We start from the raw sequence: 21,981 nt of genomic DNA on the forward strand, positions 1-21,981 counted from the left end.
AATGAAGTTTGAGACTAAACAATAAGATTTGAGACTACAATAAAGTTTGAGACTAGATATGCATGAGCGGCATTACTCAGGGAAGAGTGATTCAAAATTGACGCGGAAAGGAAAATACTACTTAAAATCAATGAGTTATAGCTCAACCTCTAAGTTCGGCTTATCCTGTACGTCCCCTACACTTTCTCGCCTAGTATGCTCCAATCCCTCACACAGCCTAGACGATCACTGTTAGCGTGTCATTCTTGCAAACGGTCTTAAGTCGATCGTAAGCCTATTAAGACAAGTCATCAGCAGATCAATCGGAAACTTCTCGATTTTCCCATTGACCAAATCGCTGACACAGGACTGAGTAAGGCCCAGCTTTTCAGCCGCCTCGACTTGCTTGCATTCATTGTCACTCACAATGTCCCGAATTGCTATAATCAGATCGGCACGAGCTTTCAAATCGTTAGATTCATCTCTCTTCCCGGTGACGACATCAAAGACGTTGTCGAATTTAATAGCAGCCATGTTGGGCGCCCCACAATTCAAGTTACAGTCCTGATATATTACCACCTCACATAAAACATATAAGCATTGATACAGAAATTCCGCCCCCAGGGGATCATAGGCTTATGCCGCCTAACCTACATTGGATTTAGGCCAAATTATCGCCTGGATAACTAGCCTGACAGGATTGTTCATCCGGCAAATCAGGGTCAGCGCTCCAGATTCGTCGCCTCTCTCAGCTCTGGTTGTGCAAATATGACAGATTCACGTCCCGATCAAGTTGTGCTATCGCTGGACTCCCCCTTTTTGACCGATACCCACTTTTATCGACACAGGCACCGATTTGAACGCAGGGGTTTTGCTGCGCGGGTCATGTTCAGTGCCGATCAGGACATTGGCTTCCGGGTAGTAGGCCATCACACTGCCGGCGGGCAGATCAAACGGCACCACTTCCACGTTTTTCATTTCGCCGTGGGCCGAAGTCAGGGTGACGGTGGCTCCCTTGGTGAGTCCCAGCCTTTGGCAGTCGTCATGGGACACCAATACGCACCATCGGTGTTGAGTGCCTCGGTAGCTGTCAGCCTCCTCGTAAATGATGGAATTAAACTGCCCTTCGCTGCGAATGCTGGCCAATTGGTAGGGGTACGCCGTTTTTTCGTGAACGGGCATTGAAAGGGTTTTGAACGCTGCCCTGCCCGATGGGGTGTTAAACACCGGCTCGTGCAGTATTCGTTGACCGACAATAAACTCCTTCTTGCAGGTGCCGATATCGGCTAGCGGTGCCATGCCGGGGATGGTGTCCGCAATGGCCTGGCGGACCTTGTCGTACGCTTCGAACCGGGAAAAATCCAAGGGTTCTTTGGGCAGCAGCTTCGCCTCCAGTTGAGCCAGCACACTCACCTCCGAACGCACATTGGTTAAGCGTGTAATGCCCCCGTCGCTCAGTCGTACATAGTTGAACATGGATTCCTGCGTGGTGCTTTGCGGCTCTTCATCCCGAGCGCACACCGGGAGCACCAGTGCCTCACTGTTCTCCATGCCGTTGAAGTGGCTGCGATTCAACGTCGTGGTCAAGTAAAGTTTGAAGTTCACCTTATCCATTGCCCGGCGGGCGAAGGCGGTATCCGGGGTGGCGTCAAACAGGTTGCCGCCCATTATGATAGCGTTGCGCATCTCCCCTGCCTCGGCGGCGCGCAGGCAGGCCAGGGTATCCAGCCCCGGTTGGCTCGGTAGCGTCACGCCCATTTGGGCTTCCATCGCCTTGAGCACGTCATCGGCCAGCACTGGTTTGACGCCGATGGTGCCAATGCCCTGGACGTTGCTGTGGCCTCGCAGCGGCAACATCCCTGCCCCCGGTTTGCCCACCATGCCGCGCAGCAGTGCCAGGTTGGCAATGGCTTCCACGTTGGCCACGCCGTTCAGGTGATGGGTAATCCCCATACCCCAGGCGAAAATCACGTTCTCCGCGCGGGCGTAGTCCTCCGCCATCGCACGCAGCTCCTGCTCCGGCACGCCGCACTGGGCGAGCAAGTCATCCAGATCTAAGCTGTCGAGAGAGTGTTTGTAGTCGGCAAAGCCCTGAGTGTGATCATCGACAAAGGCGGCGTTGTGGGCACTGTTTTCCAGCGTCAGTTTCGCCAGCGCCGTGAGCAGCGCCAGGTCCGACCCGATGCTGGGTTGAATAAACCGAGAAGCAATCCAGGTCCCGCCACTGAGCATGGACTTGGCGCTTTTGGGCACGGCAAAGCGCACCGGCCCCGGTTCTTTGGCGGGGTTGATGACCATCACCTTGCCGCCGCGGTCGCGACAGTTCTTGAGTTGATGCACAAAGCGCGGGTGGTTGGAGGCCGGGTTGGCGCCGATCACAAACACCATGTCGGCGTGGGCCAAATCTTCCAGTTGCACCGTCGCGGTGCCGGTGCCCATGGTGCCCTGCAGGCCGACACCGGTGGCCTGGTGGCAGTAGTAGGAGCAGTTGGTGACGTTGTTGCTGCCGTAGAGCCGCGCCAGCAGTTGCAGCAGGAAACCCACTTCGTTGGAGGAGCGGCCCGAGGCGTAGAAAAAGCTCTTCTCCGGCGGACTGCGCACGGAAGCGCTCGGCGGCCAGATCCAGTGCCTCATCCCAGCCTAAGGGTTGGTATTGGTCGCTGTCCGCGGGCTTGTACAGGGGCGTGTTCAAACGCCCCATGGTTTCCAGCTCCCGGTCGGTCAGCTCGTTGAACTCCTTGAGAGTGTACTCGAACACCTCATCGGGGATGGCTCGCTGGATGTCGGTGGATTGGGCCTGAATACTCTTGTTACATACCGAGGGAAACTCGTCCTTCTCGTTAGTCATGCCGCCGCGTTGCCCGCCCATGCCGAGTCCACAGGCCTTACAGGTGTTGTGGCTTTTGAGCGCCTTGGCCGAGTCCAGCAACCCGATTCGATGTAGGGTCTGAAGGGTGTACAGCACCTTTTTGGGGCCGCCACCGACGACTTTGACCGGAGTTTGCATCACTTCCAGTTGCTTATTCACCTGCTGCTCCCACCGCGTCTCAAGGGGCTATTGGCAGTTAAATAGTGTTAATTCGAGGGTTGATTGCGCGCAATCATTGTAGACAATAAACATGTGAGTCATTCTATAGGCCATCTTATAAAGCAGAGTCCGTTATCACTATCAACTTAACGCCGAGAAAGGACATAAAAATGACCCTAAAGCCCTTAGCCTACGCCGTGGCGGTTGCGGCCGCCCTGACCAGTGCCTGTAGCCAGCAAGCCCATGATCTCGGGGGCCACGGCCCTGGGGAAAGCCCTGCCGCGCAAAGAGCGCCCCGGCAGCTCCCCGCCACTATTGTGGACTTCGCCAGCGCCCGTGAGCTCGACTGGCTGGTGCCGGAGCAGGCCGAAATCAGCGCCGTCGACAACGGTCGCTCGCGAGCTCTCAATATACGCTTTCCCGCGTCGGTCCACACTCCGGTATTTAGCGTAGTCCCCGACCAGCCCTGGGACTTTTCCCGTCTGGATGATTACAACCTAGCCTTTGACGTCATCAACAAAGCCTCGGTTTCTACGCACTTCTATGTGGAGCTGTTTGATGCCGCCGGCAACAGTCAGACGCGGGAGTTGAGTGTGCCCAAAGGCTATGCGGGTAAGGTATTTTTTCCGCTGGCAGGGGAAAAGGCTGCGACCGATAAGGGCATGTGGGCCAACCCCATGCCCTGGCCAACGGATGAGATGAAAATGGTCTGGCGTTCCTGGCATGGCGAACTTGACCTCGGCCAGATCACCAAAATGTCGTTCTACACCATTGGGGTCCTGCAGGATCGAGAGCTGCAAGTGGGCGATATTCAATTGCGGCCCAACCCCGAGGCCGGCGCGGACTGGACCAAGCATCTGGTGGACCGTTTCGGCCAAGCCGCGAAAAAGGCCACCCCGTTGAAAGTGACGTCTGAGGCGGAACTCAAGGCTTTGGCGGAAAAGGAGCTGAAAGCGCTCGCGCAACACACCGGCCCCGAGGATCGCTCGCGCTTTGGGGGCTACAAAGACGGACCGCAACTGGAAGCGACGGGTTACTTTCGGACCGAGAAGGTCGACGGTAAATGGTGGCTGGTGGACCCCGAGGGTTATCTGTTCTTCTCACACGGCCCCGCCAATGTGCGGATGTCCAACCTGACCACCCTGACCGGGGTGGACTTCAAGGACCCCTCCGTGCGCGTGGTTCACGACGATGAGGTCACCCCGGAAGATTCGATGGGCATTGTCGATGTGTCGGATGAGGTGCGCGAAAGCCGTTACATTATCAATAAGACCCGTCACGATATGTTTGAGTGGTTACCCAACTACGATCACCCGTTGGCGGATCATTATAGCTATCGACGCTCCACTCACAAAGGACCGATCCCACACGGGGAAACGTACAGCTTTTATCGCGCCAATCTAGAGCGCCGCTACGGTCAAACAGCGCCGGAGTCGTATGTCAGAAAGTGGGAAGAGGTTACTCTGCAGCGCATGAACAGCTGGGGCTTTACCTCCTTCGGTAACTGGGTGGACCCGGCGTTCTATCCAAATAAAAAAGTCCCCTACTTTGCTAACGGCTGGATTATCGGTGACTATCAGACGTTGTCCGGCCACACCAACCACTGGGGACTGATGCCGGATTTCTTCGACCCGGTGTTTGCTGAACGCGCCCGCGCCACCATTGAAGTGATTGCCGAGAATGTGCAGGCCTCCCCCTGGTGCATCGGTGTGTTTATCGACAACGAAAAAAGCTGGGGGGAACGCGAGGGCACCGTGGCGGAGCGCTATGGGGTCATTCTAGATGCCCTGAGCAAAGATGCTGCAATGAGCCCGGCCAAAAAAGCGTTTACCGACCGCCTGAAACAAAAATACGGCACGATCGAAGCTCTCAACCGCGCCTGGGACAGCCAGTTTAAGAGCTGGAACGCATTCGCCGCCGATGCAAGTCTGAATCAACCCTCCGAAGCGCAGGTGGCGGATTTGTCGCAGCTATTGGAAGCCCTGGGTGAGCAGTATTTTAAAGTGGTCCACGGTACGTTAAAGGAGTACTTGCCCAATCACTTGTACATGGGCGCACGTATGGCTAACTGGGGTATGCCCGATGAAATCATTAAGGCTTCGGTCAAATACTCCGATGTTCTGAGCTTCAATATCTATGAAGAGGGCATGCAGACCCATCAGTGGAGCTTTTTGGAGGAAATCGACTTGCCAGTGGTGATTGGCGAGTTTCATATCGGCGCAACCACGGACTCGGATAACTACCACCCAGGAATCGTCAGCGCCGCCAGTCAGGAAGATCGCGCTCGTATGTACAAGGCTTATATGGAGAGCGTACTGGAAAAAGACTATATGGTGGGGGCCCACTGGTTTCAGTATGTGGATGAACCGGTGACCGGTCGAGCCTTTGATGGCGAGAATGCCAACATCGGATTTGTGACCGTGACCGACATTCCCTACCCGGAGATGGTGGAAGCGGCGAAGGAGATTAACTTCGACCTCTACCGCAAGCGGTACGGTAAGTGAGTTCTACCCCGCCTTCGGGCGGGGTTAGTTGTTCGCTACAAATCGCTTATCGTAGGTTTCGATATCACCGTTTGGGTGCGGCAGAAGTGCTGTGCCCTACTCTACGGCGCAACCAGATTAATCTCATCGACTGTCGCATTGTAGTTCTGACCATCACTGGCGGTAAACGACGCACGAAGCTGATAAAAGTGTCCCTCTGGCAACTCGGCTGTTGGCGTTAATCCCTCGGTTGTAAAGGACTCTTCAGCATCGCCCGACTGAGTGTGTAAGACGTCAGCCGCTACCTTCACGACATCGTTGACCGGAATCCAGCGTGACTTAAAGTGTCGCAACCAAAAGCGTAGCCCACCTTCATCAGCGGCGATCACCTCGTTGCCGGAACCCGCATTGTAACTCACCTTCAGCGAAATCGGCTCACCGATGACAATTGGGCGACTCGCCCACTGATCGCGGTTAGTTATGGCAATAGATCCCTCCTGGTACGGGTCCACCTGCACAGTAAATGTATCGGCAGCCTCCGTGGATCCGACCGCCTTGGCCGTAATGTGAGATTGCCCTGCTTTATGGGCCTGCAAAACGCCAGCGGCGTCGACACTGACAGCTTGGGTGTTGCTACTGACCCACTGTACATTTGTGTTATCAGCATGAGCGGGTCTGACAACGGCATCCAAACGCCTTGACTGGCCTTCGTATAGCTGCACCGGTTTATCAGAAATGACGACCGACTCCGCTTCAACCGGATGCCACGCAATCGCCTCAACCACTACCGAGTCACTGACACCGCTGGCTAGGCTAGTGGCTGATATCGTCGCCCGATCGCCCACCTTACCGTTTACCGTTATAATGCCTTGCTCGTTAACACTTATGTGACTGGGGTTATCCGAATGCCACTGCAAACGTGTGTCGACTTGTTCTGGAGAGAACGCAGGTTTCAGCGGATAAGAGCTTCCTGTGCGCACTTGCAACGGGCTACTACCAATATCAACACTCAATGGCTGACGCTGGTCCGAGGAAATCAGGGAATTGACGTCGGGGTTAATGAATTCAACAGTCTCACCATTGCGCCAAGTAATGTCGACTTTATCGATATTTTGCTGCTTTCCCAAACCAAAGTGAACCGTATTGAGCAAACTTTGTGAGAATATTTCCCCGGCCGATCCCACGCGACGTCGATAGCTGTGTCCGGGCGTGTGTAGTGTTACATAGGCCCCCATTGGATCTACGCGATGTTCCGGGGAATAACCGACCCTCACCAAGCTGAAGAAGCCCTGCTCATTCTGACTGTTCTTGTATAAGTACCACTGACCGCCCTCACTGCCGAGCAAAAGATCGAGGTGACCATCAGCGTTAAAATCAAATGCTTGCCCCATGTCACCGTTGCCTGAGCCACCCACATCGTTAGCGCCGTGCATGGTGACTGTGTCGAAGCTATTGTGGCCGGTATTCAGAAGAAGGTAATCTGACGTTTTACCATATACTTTGCCCCAGCGACTGACGAAAACATCTAGATGACTGTCGTTGTTAAAATCTCCTACCGTTACCCCCGAGGAATTGCTTCCAGGTGGTATTTCCCACTGGGTTGAAACATCTACAAAGCGATCGCCGTCGTTGCGCAGTAGAATATCGGCCTCGTTTCGGTTCTCTGGTGTAAATGAAGTCTCAACGTCCGTCACGCCGGAGAGGGTAAACTTGAAACCCCAGAAGTCATCTCCATTACGCACCAGCGCTGCCCTCCACTGGCCACCGCCAAGATAACCAAAATACATACCGTTGGCCGATATGTCATCGGGCCATCCCTGTGACTGGCTCGGATCAAGAGTCCAGTCTTGGCCACTTTCTAAGACCGTTGAATGCTTATCGCGCCCCAAAAACAGTGGATAGTCCTTCCCACGTTGCGACCCTTGCGCCAGAAAGTAATAGTCTGACAGTGACACCGCCCCATCGGCGCTAAATGAGAAGGTATCCACACCCTTGAAGCCGCGAGGCTTAATCGCAAATACTTGTTCAAGGGGGTCAAAATCGACGGAGGGGGCTTCTCCCTTACCCCCCTCAAACGGTTTTCCGCGTGCCAAATAGAGATCCAGATCGCCATCGTTATCGATATCAACGTCGGCCACCGAGACAACGTGCTGTAATGTAGAAACAGAATCAGGAAGGCGATGAGTCACATCGGTAAACGTAAAGTCGCCATTACCTTGCCACAAACTCAAAGGGCCGTACATGATAAAGTCATCAATTCCATCTCCGTTAAAATCCGTAAGCAACACTCTTGATTGGTGTACATTCTGAATGCCCGACACTGAGCGCATCTCGAAGCGACTATTCCCTAGGTTTTCGTAAAAGAAGTGCTGAGGTTTATCACCGTGCAGACTCTCCTCATTAAAAAGCAGCAAGTCTAAGTCGCCATCCAGGTCCATATCGGACCAACGAGCGCCACGCCCGCGGCCACCTTTTTCGATACCGACATCACCAGTGTACAACACAAATGTGCCATCTTTATTGTGATAAAAGTTGGCCCTAGAAGGGTTAGTGCCGTTGCCTCCACCTTGTGTCACCACCAGGTCCAGATCACCATCGTTGTCGTAATCGCCAGGCGCCGTACCGTGGAGGTCATGCATAAACCACCGCGCCAAGTTAGCATCGTGCTTAGAGACGGTGCCATCACCGTTGTTCCAGTAAAGCTTGCTGCTCGCATCATTGTGATTATTAACAATAATGTCGTAATGGCCGTCATCATTCAGGTCGGCTATGGTGGGGCCTCCATATTTAAGCGAATTTACGCGGTCCATTCCCGCCTTTTCGGTAATATCCTCAAACTGAGGGATAGTTAAGTCTTTAACCGGTTCAAGCGTAGCGCGGTTAATAGTTAACACCGCGTTATTGGCGACTAAGGTTATATCAGCCACACCCAAGGCGGGAAACTGAACCAAGGCACTTAATGTTTGCGGGCCGCTTTTGGGGATGTCGAGGCTTTCCACGATCACATGATCGTCCGCATAGATGCTAATGCTGGCGTACTGACCTGGATTATCCAGCTCTAAGGTCAACCGCTGCGTGACACTGTCGTTCACCTCACGCTCGATTCTAAGGGGTTCCGAAGGCGCGACCTCAAAGGTGTTGGGTCGCTCTTCCATATTGCCGCAACCGCCCGCTAAACAAGTGAACAGCACACCGATACCGAAAAGACGCCATTTTGAAACAGATAAACAGGAATGAATCATACAGTTACCGCTATCGTAAAATTAATGTCGAGGTAGGCTCATGCACACCGCCCAATGCTCAAGGCGCCGTGACTATTAGCAAGTGACTTGGTCGGGAGGGAAAGCGGAGAGACGGGCGCCGGAGATTTCCAGTTCGAGGTTTCCATCGGTATGGAGCTGCATCATAGAAGTGAGTTTACCAAAGTCAAGATCTCCGCCTTTAAAGCATTGTAAAGGGAGAGGCAGACTGAACCATTCATTTTTGGGCAGTTTGCGCAAGACACTTCTTAGCGGAATGGAGGCGCGAGTCTGCCAGTCCCAATTGCTTTCCAGAGAGAGGGTCACATGATCGCTGGGCCGGTCTATAACTCTAATATCCAGGACCAGTGCGACCTGGTCTTTCACCCCTGCCAGATCAATAGCCCCGGCCTTATTGGTCAGGGTGACGGTCGAAACGGCTTCGTTCTGACCGCCCCACTCCGTCAATACTTTTCGTTTATTCCAAGTAAACCGTATGGCGTCGTTTTCAGCGTCGCGAGAGGCGGGCTCGGCTACCAGGCTGTTCTTGACGGTGGCGCCACGCTTTTCTTCCAATAACACCTGACCGAATTGGAGACTTAGCTCCCAGGGAGTCACTCCCTCTCCCTCATGAATGTAAAAAATATTGTGGTCAAGGGGCTCCTGGCTGAGCGCCAGGGGAGACACAAGGACCAACCCCAGGAAAGTGAAGACAATTTTTGTTATGTTCATAGTGAACCTCGTATTAGATTAGTGACTTACGGTATTGCTCTGCCCTTTTTGGTTTGCCAGAAACTCCACAATGTCCCTGACGTTTTCCTTTTTCAACATTAAGCCCATTGGCGGCATGCCGGAGCCTGAGAAATTTTTCTCGAAAACACGCTTTCTATCGATAGTGATGGTTTCACCGTCATCGGTGGTAATGGTGACGCTTTCCGCGTCTTCAGCGGTGAACTGCCCCTCAACCGTCTCTCCAGACTGGAGTGTGACACTCAGGCGGCCAAAACCCGGGGAACGCGTTCACCCGGCGCGACCATCGCTTCCACCAGCTGCTCACGGGTCAACCGACTACCGATGTTCGTCAAATCGGGCCCCACGGCGGAGCCGAACTCTCCCATCACGTGACAGCGAATACACTGGGCCGTAGTGTTATAAAAGAAAAAGAGTTTACCCGTGTGCGCGTCGCCGCCCCTGAACGCCTCCCGATATTGCTCGGTAACATCGTCAGTGGGTTTTGTTCGCTGGTATTGTTGTAAGGTTTCCTGCACGGTTTTGTTGCTGCTCGACTCCGCCGCCCGTACCAGTTCAAGTTGCACTTCGGGCGGGATTTCATTGTCGATCAGTTTTTGCAGATGTTTCGATAGCAGCTGATAGGCTTCCGAGGACTGAACTTGGGCCAATGCGAGATAGGTTTCCTGTTGCTCGCCCAGGCTGCTCTTTTCCAGTAGCAGCTCGTACATGCGTACCTTGTCCCCGGAGGGAATAGACAGGGAGGGAATTAGTGCCAACGCCGCTCGGCGCACAGATTCGGCGTCATCTTCCAAGGCAGAAAACACGGTATTGGTTAATCCCGAGTAAGACAGTCTGTGCAAGTTCTCCAGGGCGGATTGACGAACATCAGCGTTGGGATCGTTCACGGCCAACGCGGCCAGCGCATCGACGGCTTCAACCATGCCGAGTCGGCCGACCGCGTTCGCAGCAGCAGCGCGCACCCAAGCGCTTTCATCGGCCAACAAGGCTTTATAGTGAGGCTCCAATGCCGCTGCAGCCTGATCAACCTGACCACTGCGCTCACCGCGGTAGCGACCGCTGACGCGGTCGTAAACTGAAGGCGACTCCCAGACACTCAAAGCATTCAATGCCTCAGCCCGTAGAACAACACTATCGCGATCGTTGGCCGCAAAAGTTACCAGCCTTTGGGCACTGTCAGCGGTTGAGAGAAAAGCGTTAGCATTAATGGCACGGCGGACGAACGGTTCGTTTCGAACGTGGGGCTCAGACAGCTGGGCCGCCAAAGAGGGTAGCCCTGGCTCGATAAACGCATCGTCGTTGATCGCCCGGGCTGCATTGGTGGCGACATAGTCATTGTCGTCGGCCAAAAATTCGGCGATAGCGGGGCTGGCCAAACGGTTTAACGCGATAACAGCCGCGACCCGCACTGCAACCGAGCGATGGGTTGCCAATTGTGCCAGCTTCCCCTCGTCGCCCAAACGCGCAAGGGCAATGGCACCGGCTTGGCGCAGGTACACATCCTCTCCGTCATTGGCTTCCAACATCGAGACAATGCCGTCAAAGGATTGGTTTGCTCCGATTCTCCCCAGGGCCTGGGCGGAGAACATTCTCACTCTCGCATTGGGATGGGAAAGGTTGTCGATCAAATGTTCGGTCGCTCGCGGGTACCCGGCATCGCCCAACACTTTGGCGACCTGGGCCCGTATTTCCGGGTCGGAATCCAGCAATAGTGGCACTAACACCTCAGCCACGTCGCGGTTGTTGCGAGCCAATTGCCCGATACCCCAAATGCCATGAATGCGAGCCAATTGATCTTCCAGGCGCACTGCCTGCTCAAGGCTAGAGAGCTCTGTACGCTCTACAAGCTCGAACTGAGCCTTTAGCCGAACCCGTTGGTCTGGGTGTTGCAGATGTGTGATGAGCCGCTCGGCGGCTAAGGGCTCAAAGGGTTGTTGAAGCAGTGCCTGAGTTTCATCACGCTGCGGGGTGGACTTTTCCGCATCAATTTTCCAGATACGGCCCGTGTTGTTGGTTTTCCAGCCCTCGACCCAATCGGCTGCATACAGCGCGCCGTCCGGGCCCACGTCCAGCCCGGTGACTTGAATACCGCGCAAAAAGGTCTTGTCCTCGCCCAGCGTAAAGCCAGCACCCTCCGGTTCAAGCGTAAACGCATTGATGCCGGAGTTACCCGCGCTGCCGGTAAACTGAACCAGAAAGAAGTAATCCTGCCACTGCGGTCCGAGTGCGGTTCCCGGGTTATAGACCATTCCAGTGGGGCCGCCGTAAAACGATTGAATGGGCGGCAGTATAAGCGCTGATTGGTCCTCAAAGTGGGCTTTATAGTAGCCCTCATCCATCCAGACCTTGTAGGCATTGTTCTTGGGGTCGGAGTACTTTCCAAACTGCCAATGGATTCGCCAACCGGTATCAGAGCCGTCGATTAAATAGACCAAACGTTCAAGTTCGCCGGCATGATCACCGTCGTTGTCCGCACTGATCAGATTCCCGTATTTATCAAAAGTGAATTCGTGCGTATTGCGAAGCCCGCTGGCAAACACTTCGAAATGGGTGCCATCGGGCTCACTGCGCACAATAACCCCTTCATGGGCGTAATCGTACCTATTACCGGCGAGGTCGGTGATGTTTGCCCCGATGTCACCGATGCCGTAGTAGATACGGCCATCGGGCCCCATTGTGACGCCGGACATATTGTGGCCACTGAACCCAATGTGCACACCAAAGCCTTCGACAAGAGAGGTTTTTTCATCCAGATAACCGTCTCCGGTGGTGTCCCGGGCTCGCCAGGCATTAGGGGCCACGGTGAGGAACACCGAATCCGATGCATCATCATAGTAAACGCCCCCGAGGACATCGTTGACCTCATCCGAAAAATCCTCCAGTACCATCTGCGCTCTGTCTGCCAGGCCATCATTGTCAGTATCGGAGACTTTCAATACTTCTTCTTTGAGTACCGTCAGGTCCCTCCAGTCGTGGACGCCGTCCTTATTACGATCCGGTATATCGTCCGACGTCAGTGATTTGGAGGGCGAAAAATACTCCCGCAGAAATTCGCGCCTGTCGGCGACCAGATTGAAAGACAGGGTGTCGGCTTCCCAGTGAGGCCAACCGCGAATATCGAATTCGGAGTTATTGCTGCGGTTGGTCACCGCCAGCCAGGCATTGCCGTCGGAGTCCATACTGATGGCCACTGGGTCGTCCACCAGGGCATCACTGGCCCATAGATCAACCTTGACGCCTTCCACCAGTTCTAGAGCCTGCATTTTCCGCACAGCTTCCACGGCCTTACGGGCCTCAGCCTGAGAAACTGTTTTAGTATCTATCGGAGGGGTAATCGCCATACCTTCAGCGCTGATGATGAAGGCCATCAGGATCAGCACAAGAGCCTCAAATACCCGTACACCCACTACTCTGGATTGCATAAGAACCTCTTTGAACCTGATCAGCCCTCAAGGGAGAGGGCTACATATTTGTTATTTCGCGCTGTCCGGAGGCAGGAACCCAGATGCGTTAATTTATAACTTATACAGATATCGGCGAACGCAGAGTGCGCAACCCCTTTACGCCCACTGCGTTATGGTTTATTGTATACATTTTACCATCATCAATCAACAAGCACCTAATCCCGCGCTAAGCACAACGCTTGCTGGGGAAGCCTCCGAGGCTGAAGTCAAGTAATGGTGCCGGTGACCCCGAATATGCATGTGACGGGTTAAGGATGAATAACTTTACGAAACGTCTAATCTTGGACAGGCCCACTCGCGCACTGTCCTAATCGGCGCACCGCGTCAGAACTCACTGCTGAGGCCAGTATGGATTCAAATAACACATTGAAAATAATAGTTGTGCTTTTAGGCGCGCTTGCCTTGAATGCCTGCACGACGACTGATACGACATATCCCACCTATACTGAAAATGAAAAATCCTTAGCGCAGCACTACCCAGCGCCCGACTGGTTCCGCGATGCCAAGCTTGGCATTTATTTCACTTGGGGCCCCTATACAGTCTCGGCCCACGCCAACGAGTGGTATCCGCGGTGGATGCATTTTGATTTTTCTGAGAAGGATTGGTCGGGTCGTAATAAGGGCTATCATATTGATGCCATGCCCTGGCACACGAAGACGTTTGGACACCCCTCCGAATTCGGCTATCACGATTTAATACCGCTATTTACCGCAGAAAAATTTGACGCTGCTGAATGGGCTGACCTTTTTCAAAGGTCGGGAGCTCAATTTGCGGGACCCGTGGCTATGCACCACGACGGTTACGCGCTGTGGGATAGCGATATTACGCCCTGGAACTCCCTTGAGGTTGGACCCAAAAGGGATATTATGGGAGAGCTTTTTGATGAGTTGCGTAAACGCAACATGAAAACGATAGCCACTTTCCACCATGCCCGTCATTTACAACGTTATAAAGGCCACGGTAAAGAGGAAGCCATGCAGCGCTATGGCCACCTAGACTCCTACCACGCTTACTGGAACTCCCACTACCCATGGATTGACGGACTACCGACGACCTCAGAAGACCCGAAGCTGAAGTTACTTTACGGGAATTTGCCGGAAGAGCAGTGGCTGGAAGATTTTTGGCTAGCGGCTTTGAAGGAAGTGGTCGATAAATATCAGCCTGACATCGTGTGGTTCGATACGTGGTTAGACCTCATACCGGAAGACACTCGGTATGAGTTCGCAGCTTACTACTTGAATTCCGCTGATCAATGGGGCAAGGAAGTGATGATGACTCACAAAGACCAGGACATGCCCAAAACATTTTCGGTGGAGGATTTCGAGCAAGGACGTCGAAGCAAATTGACCGGTCTCCCTTGGCTCACCGACGACACCATCTCGAAGTGGAGCTGGTCTTACGTGGAGGGTTTACAGGTAAAGCCCGCCGAGTGGGTGATTCACGATTTCATTGATATCGTCTCAAAGAACGGGCAGTTGTTGTTGAACGTATCGCCCAAATATGACGGCAGCATTCCCGATGATCAACGTGCTGTTTTATCTACATTGGGTGAATGGCTTAGGGTAAACGGCGAAGCGATTTACGGCACACGCCCATGGAAGATCTTTGGTGAGGGCCCCACGAAGATGCAAGGGGATGGTCATTTCTCGGAACATGTAGATTACACCGCTAATGATATTAGATTCACTCAAACCGGGGATGCGCTGTACGCCATAGCGTTAGGAACACCTCGTGAACCGTTAAATATTGTTGCTCTGGCGAAAAACAACAGCATTGGCGTAAAAAACTTTACTTCCGTTGAGGCACTGAACGGCAACTATGTGCAATCTTGGAGTCAACACCCCGACGGCTTGACCATCACATTAAAAGAAGAGGCCCCCGACCAAGTCGCGTATGCCTTTAGGCTTAAGTAGTTGCTAAACAATAACTGGAGTAATGCCACTAATGAGGACCTAATTGATGAAACCGCTAATCTTGGCCGCGTCGCTATGCGCCGTCGCGTCCGCGCACGCGGCCGACTGGAACTCCCACCCTATTCCGGTCGATCCGGGCGCAGGAAAAATTTGGCAACTCCAACCGTTTCTTATCAATTTAACTATACCTCTTATTACGAGAACTATTCCAACGAGTTTACCTCTAGCTGGACAGAAGGGTTTATCAACCCGTGGGCCGGCCCTGGCTTAACCGAGTGGACTACCGGGCACGCTTACGTCACCGGTGGAAAGCTTGGTATCGCCGCCTCCCGCAAAGAGGGGACGCATAAAGTCGAGCCGGTTCCATTACCTCCATCGGTACTTTTACTTACCCCCTGTATATCGAGGCTCGTGCCAAAATAAGCAAGCTGGTGCTAGCTTCCGACGTGTGGCGGCTGAGCGATGACTCCACCCAGGAAGTTGACATTATCGAAGCCTACGGCAGTGATAGGCCCGACCAACAATGGTTTGCCGAACGCATTCACCTAAGCCACCACGTGTTCATCCGCGACCCATTTCAGGATTACCAACCTACGGATGCCGGCAGCTGGTATGCGGACGGAAACGGTACGGTATGGAATGACGGCGACCATCGATCCGGGGTGTACTGGGTTCGGGTGTACAAGCCTGTCCATGGCACCAACGGCGATACTGGTAACGGGGGCACAGGCGACAACGGCTCAAGCAATGGGAATGGTACGGTAACGCCCCCCCTTTGGCCCCACCGCTCTCGAAGTCAAACACAGCGCCAAGTGTGTCGATTTGAGTGCGGGTTCTTCCGCAAACGGCGCCAACATTCAACAATGGGGCTGCAACACCAGCAACCAAAGGCTCTATTGCGATACAGAAGAGTCCAGCCGACACGTAATTAATGCGTGTCGGCTATTCTTTTTTTAAGAGTTTTTTCTTTAGCTCGTGCACTTGAGGATTGTTCGGCAAAAGCGCCTCCATTTTCTCAAGGTGGAGCAACGCATCCTGATAACGGTGCTGCTGTTGATATAGGTTCATCAGCGCGTGGTTGTAGGTCACCGTATTAGGAGCTTTTTCATACGCTGCCTTAAGCACAGTCAGAGCCTCCTCAAGATTGCCGGAGTCTTGCAAAAACAGCCCATACGCATAGAGGTGGTCGGCCTGCGGATTTTTGACCGAAGCCGCTGCCTTCAGATATTGTTGTGCGACAGATTTTTGCCCCTGACGGACATAGCTCATGCCCATTGCATAGTGAATAATGCTCGCCTCGGGGTTGATCTCCAACGCTCGCTTGAGCACCCCTTGCGCCTTGTCCTCCTGCCCCTCAATCCGGTAGATGTCTGCCAGATTGACATAGCCGGGCATAAAGATGGGCTCTATGTCGATCGCGTTTTCATAATGGCCTTTTGCCTCATTCATCCGACCAAGCAGCTGAGCCACCATCCCCAGGTTGACATGAGAGACCCCACGATCCGCCTGATAACGCTGAACCTCACGGTACTCGTTCACCCCCTTTTGCAGCCGAGCCCTATCCTGTTCACTGATTTGTTCGGCAAACGCCTGCCTCAGCATTGGCGTCAGTTCCCGGGCGGCGGCGACACGGATCGGCTTGTGGTTGTCGCCGAGCAGCTCGTTCAACAGGCGCCACTTGACCGGTTCCGGGTAAGGCGCAACAGCGGTTATCGCGGCTCGACGCTGCAGCGGGTCATCGGATTCCACCGCCCGCACAATGGCCACGGCCGCGTTTCGTCCGGGCGTTTGCTGCAAGCGTACCAGGGCCGACGCTTGGACGATATCGGGTAGAGATCCGTCCTGGGCGAGCTTGGTCAGCGACTGCGCCGCACCCGGCTCGCCCTGGTCAGCGGCGTGAAAGGCTGAGGCAAAATGCGGCTCTCCCAAGTAGGCAGAGTCCGGATGCCATTGGCGAATCTGTTTTTCCGCCCAGGCCGGAGACTGTTCCTCATGACAGCCGTTACAGGCGTTTGGCGTACCGACGCTCTGTGTCAGATCCGGGCGCGGGACTTTGAACCCGTGGTCGCGCCGAGGGTCAACCTGCATATAAGTGGTTTGCGGCATGTGACAGTCCACACAGAAGCTTCCCCTGGAATCCACTTTGTGACCGTGATGGCCCTCGCTATCGTAGGTTTCTTGGGTATGGCATTGAGTGCATACGGCGTTGCCCGAGCGCTTTAATTGCCCTGAATGAGGGTTGTGGCAGTTGGTACAGGTGACGCCTGCCTCATGCATCGCGCTTTGTTTGAATGACCCCCACACATACACCTCATCCCAGATTTGCCCGTCCGCGTGATAAAGGTCTTCAGTGATCAAGGCGGGTTGCATGTGGTGGTAGAAATCCTCCGGGGATTCGCTATTACTGAATGAGGCACGGCGGGAGTGACACCCAGCACACACTTCCACCTGACCACTTGGCTTAAGCGACGCAATGGCTTGCATAACACCTTTTTGGTTCTCCCTGAACAGCGATGTTTTTGTACCAATGGGCCTCTCGTATCCATTGTCCGGGGATTTTTGGTCGCCGGCGGCCCAGGCAAGGTGGGTGTCACTACTACCGTGGCAGACCGCACAACTGACGTTTATTGAGGAAAAGCTGAAATCATACCGCCTTGATTCCAGGTCAAAGCCTTTCCGGTAGTCCGTGGTATGGCACTTGGCGCACATCTGGTTCCAGTTCTGGCCCATATTTGACCAGTGGAAAGGGTCCGAAGGTTGCTGCTCCGGAAACAACACAAACCAACGCTTTCCCCCTTCAGTTTTTGGCCGACTGTCCCAGGCAAAGGGAAAAAACTGATACTTTCCCGCACCCTCCGTGAACATGTATTGTTGGAGGGGCTCATAGCCAAAGGTGTGGGTGACCGAATAGGTCTGCATTTTACCGGCCCGATTGGGCATCTCGATAAACAGGGAACCGTCACGCGTTATGAACGTTGCCTCACTTCCCCTGTAGTTCAGGCGCTGGTTGTCGAAGTTTCCCAGCGCAGTGTCAGGCGTCGCCACGCCCATGGCATGGTAGTGGTGGGAGCCTTTCCATTCGTTGACCTGCTCCGCGTGGCAGCCGGCGCACTGCTGAGTGGGGTCTACTGCGGCATTCGCCTGATAGGCCACCACCACTGAAGCCAATAGGTGTATTCTAAACAACATGATCCCCGCACAACCGTTCACTTTAACGCCGGTAGCCGCCACGCCTTGTCTCCAGCTCGACAAAGATATACAAAAGGTTCTTTACGATGTTACTAATTGCAGCGGCGCTTTGCTGAGGTTTCGGTCAAAGTTCCCTTACGGAGCAAGACCGAGGGTAGAAATTAACACCAAAATCAATCATGTAACGCTGTCTCTCAGGCGAGATAGACAAGTGAACAAATAAAGCGATCAAAAGCTCTACAGTCCGTGATGTAGCTCACCACAACTGACATCGGGTGAAGTGGTCACCTAATTGCGGACAGTAAACCAGATGGATTCTCAGATTTTCCGGTTGCTCCCCCTCGTTTAACTGCTGAGGGGGGGGGCTAACCAAACGGGGGGCATAGCCTGTAGAGGAGGGACGGGTGAAACGTAGAGCCTCACCCGAAAAGCAGCCCCAAGTCTATCGTTTACGGAGCATTCTCTATTTGAATGGGCCATACCCCTTTTTCAGGCTTTGTACCATCGCTTGACGAGAACTGCACAAACAGGAAGTAGAAGTGCCCTTCAGGCAGTTCTGAGGTTGGCGTCAATCCCTCAAGCGGAATAGACGCGGTCGCCGTTCCAGAGGTCGTTCCAACCGCATCGGAGTACACGACGGTTACGTCTTTCTCGACGCCCCAAGAGCCGTTAAGGTGCCGCAACATGAACCGGAAGCCACCAAAGCTCGAATCGATCACGGTGTTCCCTGAACCAGCATGATAATCGGCACTGACCGACAGGTTTTCGTTGGTATAGAACGTCGTGTTTTTATAATAGCTCTCGTCATCAAACGCCACACTGGGATCTTGATACTCTTCAACGTCGATAGTGGCGCTATCAGAGAAGCCTCCGTCGACGGTTGTGGCGGTCACTGAGGCTTGACCGGAAGCTACCCCGGTTACCACGCCACTTGCATTGACGATCACAACAGACTCGTCACTTGAGGTCCACTCCACAGTAGAGTCATCAGCATCTTCCGGGGAGACTTCTGCGGTGAGTGTTTCAGTGGTTCCGACAAAGACCGTCGCTGACTCAGGATTAACTGATACGCCCTCGACCGGGATGGCGAAATACTCGGTCACGTCAACCACGGCTTCAGCCATAGTGCCGTCAACATCAGATGTGGCGGTAATTGTCGCACTTGCGCCGGCTTGGTGTCCTGTAACCAGGCCACTGGCATCGACACTGGCAACAGCGTCATCGCTGGATGTCCACGTCATAGACGGGTCTGCGTTTGGCGGGTCGAGCTCAACATTCAGCTGCTCTGATGTCCCTTCCCTAACGGTGAGCGGATTCGGCGTCAGAGTAATTGAATCCGGTGCCGGCAGCTCCGCGTCATCAGTCTTAAAGAGAGTATTAACCGTCACCTCATCACTAGAAATTGATTCACCATTGCGCCAGCGAACGGAGACAGAAGTGATGGTCTGCATATCCCCAAGACCAAAGTGCACGGTGTTCAACACGCTCTGTGAAAAGACCTCACCTGCCGAGGCAACGCGCTTCACGTAGGTATTCGAGGGTGTTTCCACAACGACTTCCGCCGATATGGGGTCAATTCCCGCCAAGGGGCTATAGCCCACCTGAATTAGGACGTAGTTACCAGTATCCACCTTGCGGTTTTTATAAAGGTACCACTTACCATACTCATCCGAGCCGTTGAGCATATCAACACCACCATCCAGGTCGAAGTCGAATGCCTGGCCCATATCACTGTGCCCGCCATCATTCGGGTCAAAGGCGTTGTGCATAGTAGTGGTGCTAAACCCGCTACCGCCATTGTTAAGCAGAAGGTAGTCGGCGACCGGTTGCTTCATGAAACCGTAGCGGTAGACGTAAAGGTCGCTATAACCGTCGTTGTTAAAGTCTCCATGAGTGACCCCCCAGTGGTTGCCCCCTCTAGGAATACCCCACTCTTCGCCGGCTTCGACAAAATGATCGCCCTCGTTGATCAACAGGAGATCCTGCACGTTGCGGTTGTTCGGCTCCCAGCTGGTGTCCACGGAGGAGACGCCCTTCAGGGTAAAGTCGACTTTCCAGTACACATCCTGGTTTCGAACCGTCTCAAGGCGCCAATTGCCGCCTCCCGTGTGACCAATATAAATGCCATTTTCAGTCCGCTCTTCGGGCCAGCCATCAGCATCGCGAGGGGAGATTTCGAGAGCGCTTTCGAAGTCCACTATCTCTGGGGTTTTAGCGGAGCCCAGAAATACCGGGAAATCGCCATCGTACCCGCGGTAAGTCAAATCCAGCTCGTTCAGTTCAACAGCGCCGGGAGCGGTGAATGAGAGCTCGGTGATCCCCGCGTTGCCTTCGTCGTCAAAGTCCAGCTGCTGAGTCTTAGGGTCAAAATCCAAGGACTTATTGGACATTTGGTAGTAAGGTTTTCCTCGAGCAAGGTAAACGTCGTAGTTCCCATTGTTGTTGATATCTACAGCAGCGGCTGCTTGCACTTGGTGCACACTGCGAGCAGAGTCTGGAAGCCAACTCGAGGTCACATCTGTAAAAGTGAAGTCACCATTGCCCTGCCAGAGAGACGTAGGGGAAAACAGTAAAAGATCGTCAATTCCGTCGCGGTTAAAGTCAAGCACCAGCACACGCTCGGCGTTGGCATTTTCGATACCCGGAATTCTCACCGGTTCGAAGGAGCCATCTCCGAGGTTCCTATAGAAAATGTGTTGCTCGCCATCATCACCATTGATGCCAGCGGCGTTGATCAGCGCCAGATCCAGATCACCATCCAGATCCATATCGATCCAGCGTGCCGCGCGGCCCCGTGCACCTTTGGTGATGCCAGCGACGTCTTCGACTCGGGTAAAGGTTCCCCCGTCATTGCGCATCAGAAACGGCGGAGCAGGATTGGTGCCATTGCCACCACCCCTGGTAATTAACAGGTCCAGGTCGCCGTCATTGTCGTAATCACCAGCCGCTGTACCATGAAGGTCCGGCGGCCAGGAAAACAAAGGTTCAGCCTGCTCCGTAACCGTTGAATCACCGTTGTTCCAATAGACTTGTGCCGGAATAACATTGTGGTTGTTCAGCACCATGTCATAGTGGCCGTCATTGTTGAGGTCTGCGACCGTTGGACCGCCGTACTTCAAGGTCTCCTCGGTTTCCATGCCGATATCACTCGTAATATCAGCAAACAGGGATAATGACTCCACTGCAGAGTCCCGGAACTCAATACCATGAAGCGTCACGGGCTCACCACGCACCGTCAAGGTCAGCGTTTTATCACCGGCAGACTCAAATTCAACCAGGGCCGTCAGCTGATGAGTGCCGGCGCTGGGGATATTCATGTTGTCCACCAGGCGGTTTTCACCGGATAGGACGCTGATGTGTGCATAACCCGACTCAATAGAAACGTCGAGCACCACCTGTTTGACCAAGTCCCCTACCACGGAGTACGACATTTCATAGTCAGATGACACAGAAACAACCGGATCGCTGGCAGCGGCACTTGAAGAGGACATGGATGACGCACTTGAGGATACGCTGGATGTCTCGCTTGAAGAAGCGCTCGATGACACGTTTGAAGAAGACATCGAAGAGCTGGACGAGACGCTTGAGCTACTACTGGAGCCAGGGGACTCGGGGTCGTCAGACCCATTACCTCCGCAGGAAACAATCATTGTGCTGACCACCACCAGGGCAGCCAGCTTCGTGGGGAAAACGCTGGAAAATCGGCGTATTTGAATCATAGACACCTCAACTATTGTGCTTATTGTTGACAATCAATTGTTATTTGAGCACATATGTATCGGGCACGCAACTGTCACCCAAAATTCACTTAAAAGCCAATAGTTACACCTTTGCTTTCTATTGTTCTGCGTTAGATATATATTATTGTAATACTTGTTACTAGTGGTCGATCTCCCAGGGTTTACCCTAGATACCTGAACTCCCAAGGCCCTAGT

11 protein-coding genes are annotated in these 21,981 nt (G+C 53.7%); 4 read left to right on the forward strand and 7 right to left on the reverse strand.

Features of this window, described 5'->3' with window-relative positions:
* Positions 1-231 precede the first annotated feature (231 nt).
* A complete protein-coding gene (locus ACQCLF_RS00475) occupies positions 232-513 on the reverse strand; it encodes a helix-turn-helix domain-containing protein (RefSeq protein ID WP_426984267.1) in 282 nt (93 codons plus the stop codon).
* Between the two features lie 264 nt (positions 514-777).
* The gene (locus tag ACQCLF_RS00480) at positions 778-2,613 is read right to left on the reverse strand and encodes a molybdopterin-dependent oxidoreductase (protein WP_426984268.1); all 1,836 of its coding nucleotides are present in this window, start codon (positions 2,611-2,613) and stop codon (positions 778-780) included.
* Between the two features lie 564 nt (positions 2,614-3,177).
* Between ACQCLF_RS00480 and ACQCLF_RS00485 the strand changes: the two genes are divergently transcribed.
* The gene (locus ACQCLF_RS00485; protein WP_426984269.1) at positions 3,178-5,511 is read left to right on the forward strand and encodes an agarase; all 2,334 of its coding nucleotides are present in this window, start codon (positions 3,178-3,180) and stop codon (positions 5,509-5,511) included.
* 101 nt (positions 5,512-5,612) lie between these two features.
* Here ACQCLF_RS00485 and ACQCLF_RS00490 read toward each other — a convergent pair whose 3' ends face one another.
* The 3 genes from ACQCLF_RS00490 to ACQCLF_RS00500 form a co-directional block, all read right to left on the reverse strand.
* Positions 5,613-8,732 carry an FG-GAP-like repeat-containing protein gene (locus ACQCLF_RS00490; RefSeq protein ID WP_426984270.1) on the reverse strand — a complete coding sequence of 1,040 codons (3,120 nt, stop codon included), beginning with the start codon at positions 8,730-8,732 and terminating at the stop codon, positions 5,613-5,615.
* A 75-nt stretch (positions 8,733-8,807) separates the two neighbouring features.
* Entirely contained in the window at positions 8,808-9,461 is a 654-nt protein-coding gene (locus ACQCLF_RS00495; RefSeq protein ID WP_426984271.1) for a putative glycoside hydrolase, read from the reverse strand.
* Between the two features lie 260 nt (positions 9,462-9,721).
* Positions 9,722-12,901, reverse strand: a complete 3,180-nt coding sequence (locus ACQCLF_RS00500; protein ID WP_426984272.1) for a HEAT repeat domain-containing protein — start codon at positions 12,899-12,901, stop codon at positions 9,722-9,724.
* A 390-nt stretch (positions 12,902-13,291) separates the two neighbouring features.
* On the opposite strand from ACQCLF_RS00500, the gene ACQCLF_RS00505 reads away from it, so the two are divergent.
* Together ACQCLF_RS00505 and ACQCLF_RS00510 are read left to right on the forward strand one after the other, a co-directional pair.
* Positions 13,292-14,857, forward strand: a complete 1,566-nt coding sequence (locus tag ACQCLF_RS00505) for an alpha-L-fucosidase (protein WP_426984273.1) — start codon at positions 13,292-13,294, stop codon at positions 14,855-14,857.
* A gap of 822 nt (positions 14,858-15,679) precedes the next feature.
* Positions 15,680-15,814: a hypothetical protein gene (locus ACQCLF_RS00510; RefSeq protein ID WP_426984274.1), complete on the forward strand. Its 135-nt coding sequence runs from the start codon at positions 15,680-15,682 to the stop codon at positions 15,812-15,814.
* Here ACQCLF_RS00510 and ACQCLF_RS00515 read toward each other — a convergent pair.
* Both ACQCLF_RS00515 and ACQCLF_RS00520 read right to left on the reverse strand, forming a co-directional pair.
* Positions 15,800-18,046, reverse strand: coding sequence for a tetratricopeptide repeat protein (locus ACQCLF_RS00515; protein ID WP_426984276.1), 2,247 nt, complete (start codon positions 18,044-18,046; stop codon positions 15,800-15,802). The two genes, ACQCLF_RS00510 and ACQCLF_RS00515, sit on opposite strands and share 15 nt — an antisense overlap.
* Positions 18,047-18,495: 449 nt before the next feature.
* Positions 18,496-21,537: an Ig-like domain-containing protein gene (locus ACQCLF_RS00520; protein ID WP_426984277.1), complete on the reverse strand. Its 3,042-nt coding sequence runs from the start codon at positions 21,535-21,537 to the stop codon at positions 18,496-18,498.
* Here ACQCLF_RS00520 and ACQCLF_RS00525 point away from each other — a divergent pair.
* Positions 21,536-21,760: a hypothetical protein gene (locus ACQCLF_RS00525; RefSeq protein ID WP_426984278.1), complete on the forward strand. Its 225-nt coding sequence runs from the start codon at positions 21,536-21,538 to the stop codon at positions 21,758-21,760. The two genes, ACQCLF_RS00520 and ACQCLF_RS00525, sit on opposite strands and share 2 nt — an antisense overlap.
* The last annotated feature ends 221 nt before the right edge of the window (positions 21,761-21,981 follow it).

It is taken from the genome of Marinimicrobium sp. ARAG 43.8 (assembly GCF_050113635.1).
Classification (GTDB): domain Bacteria; phylum Pseudomonadota; class Gammaproteobacteria; order Pseudomonadales; family Cellvibrionaceae; genus Marinimicrobium.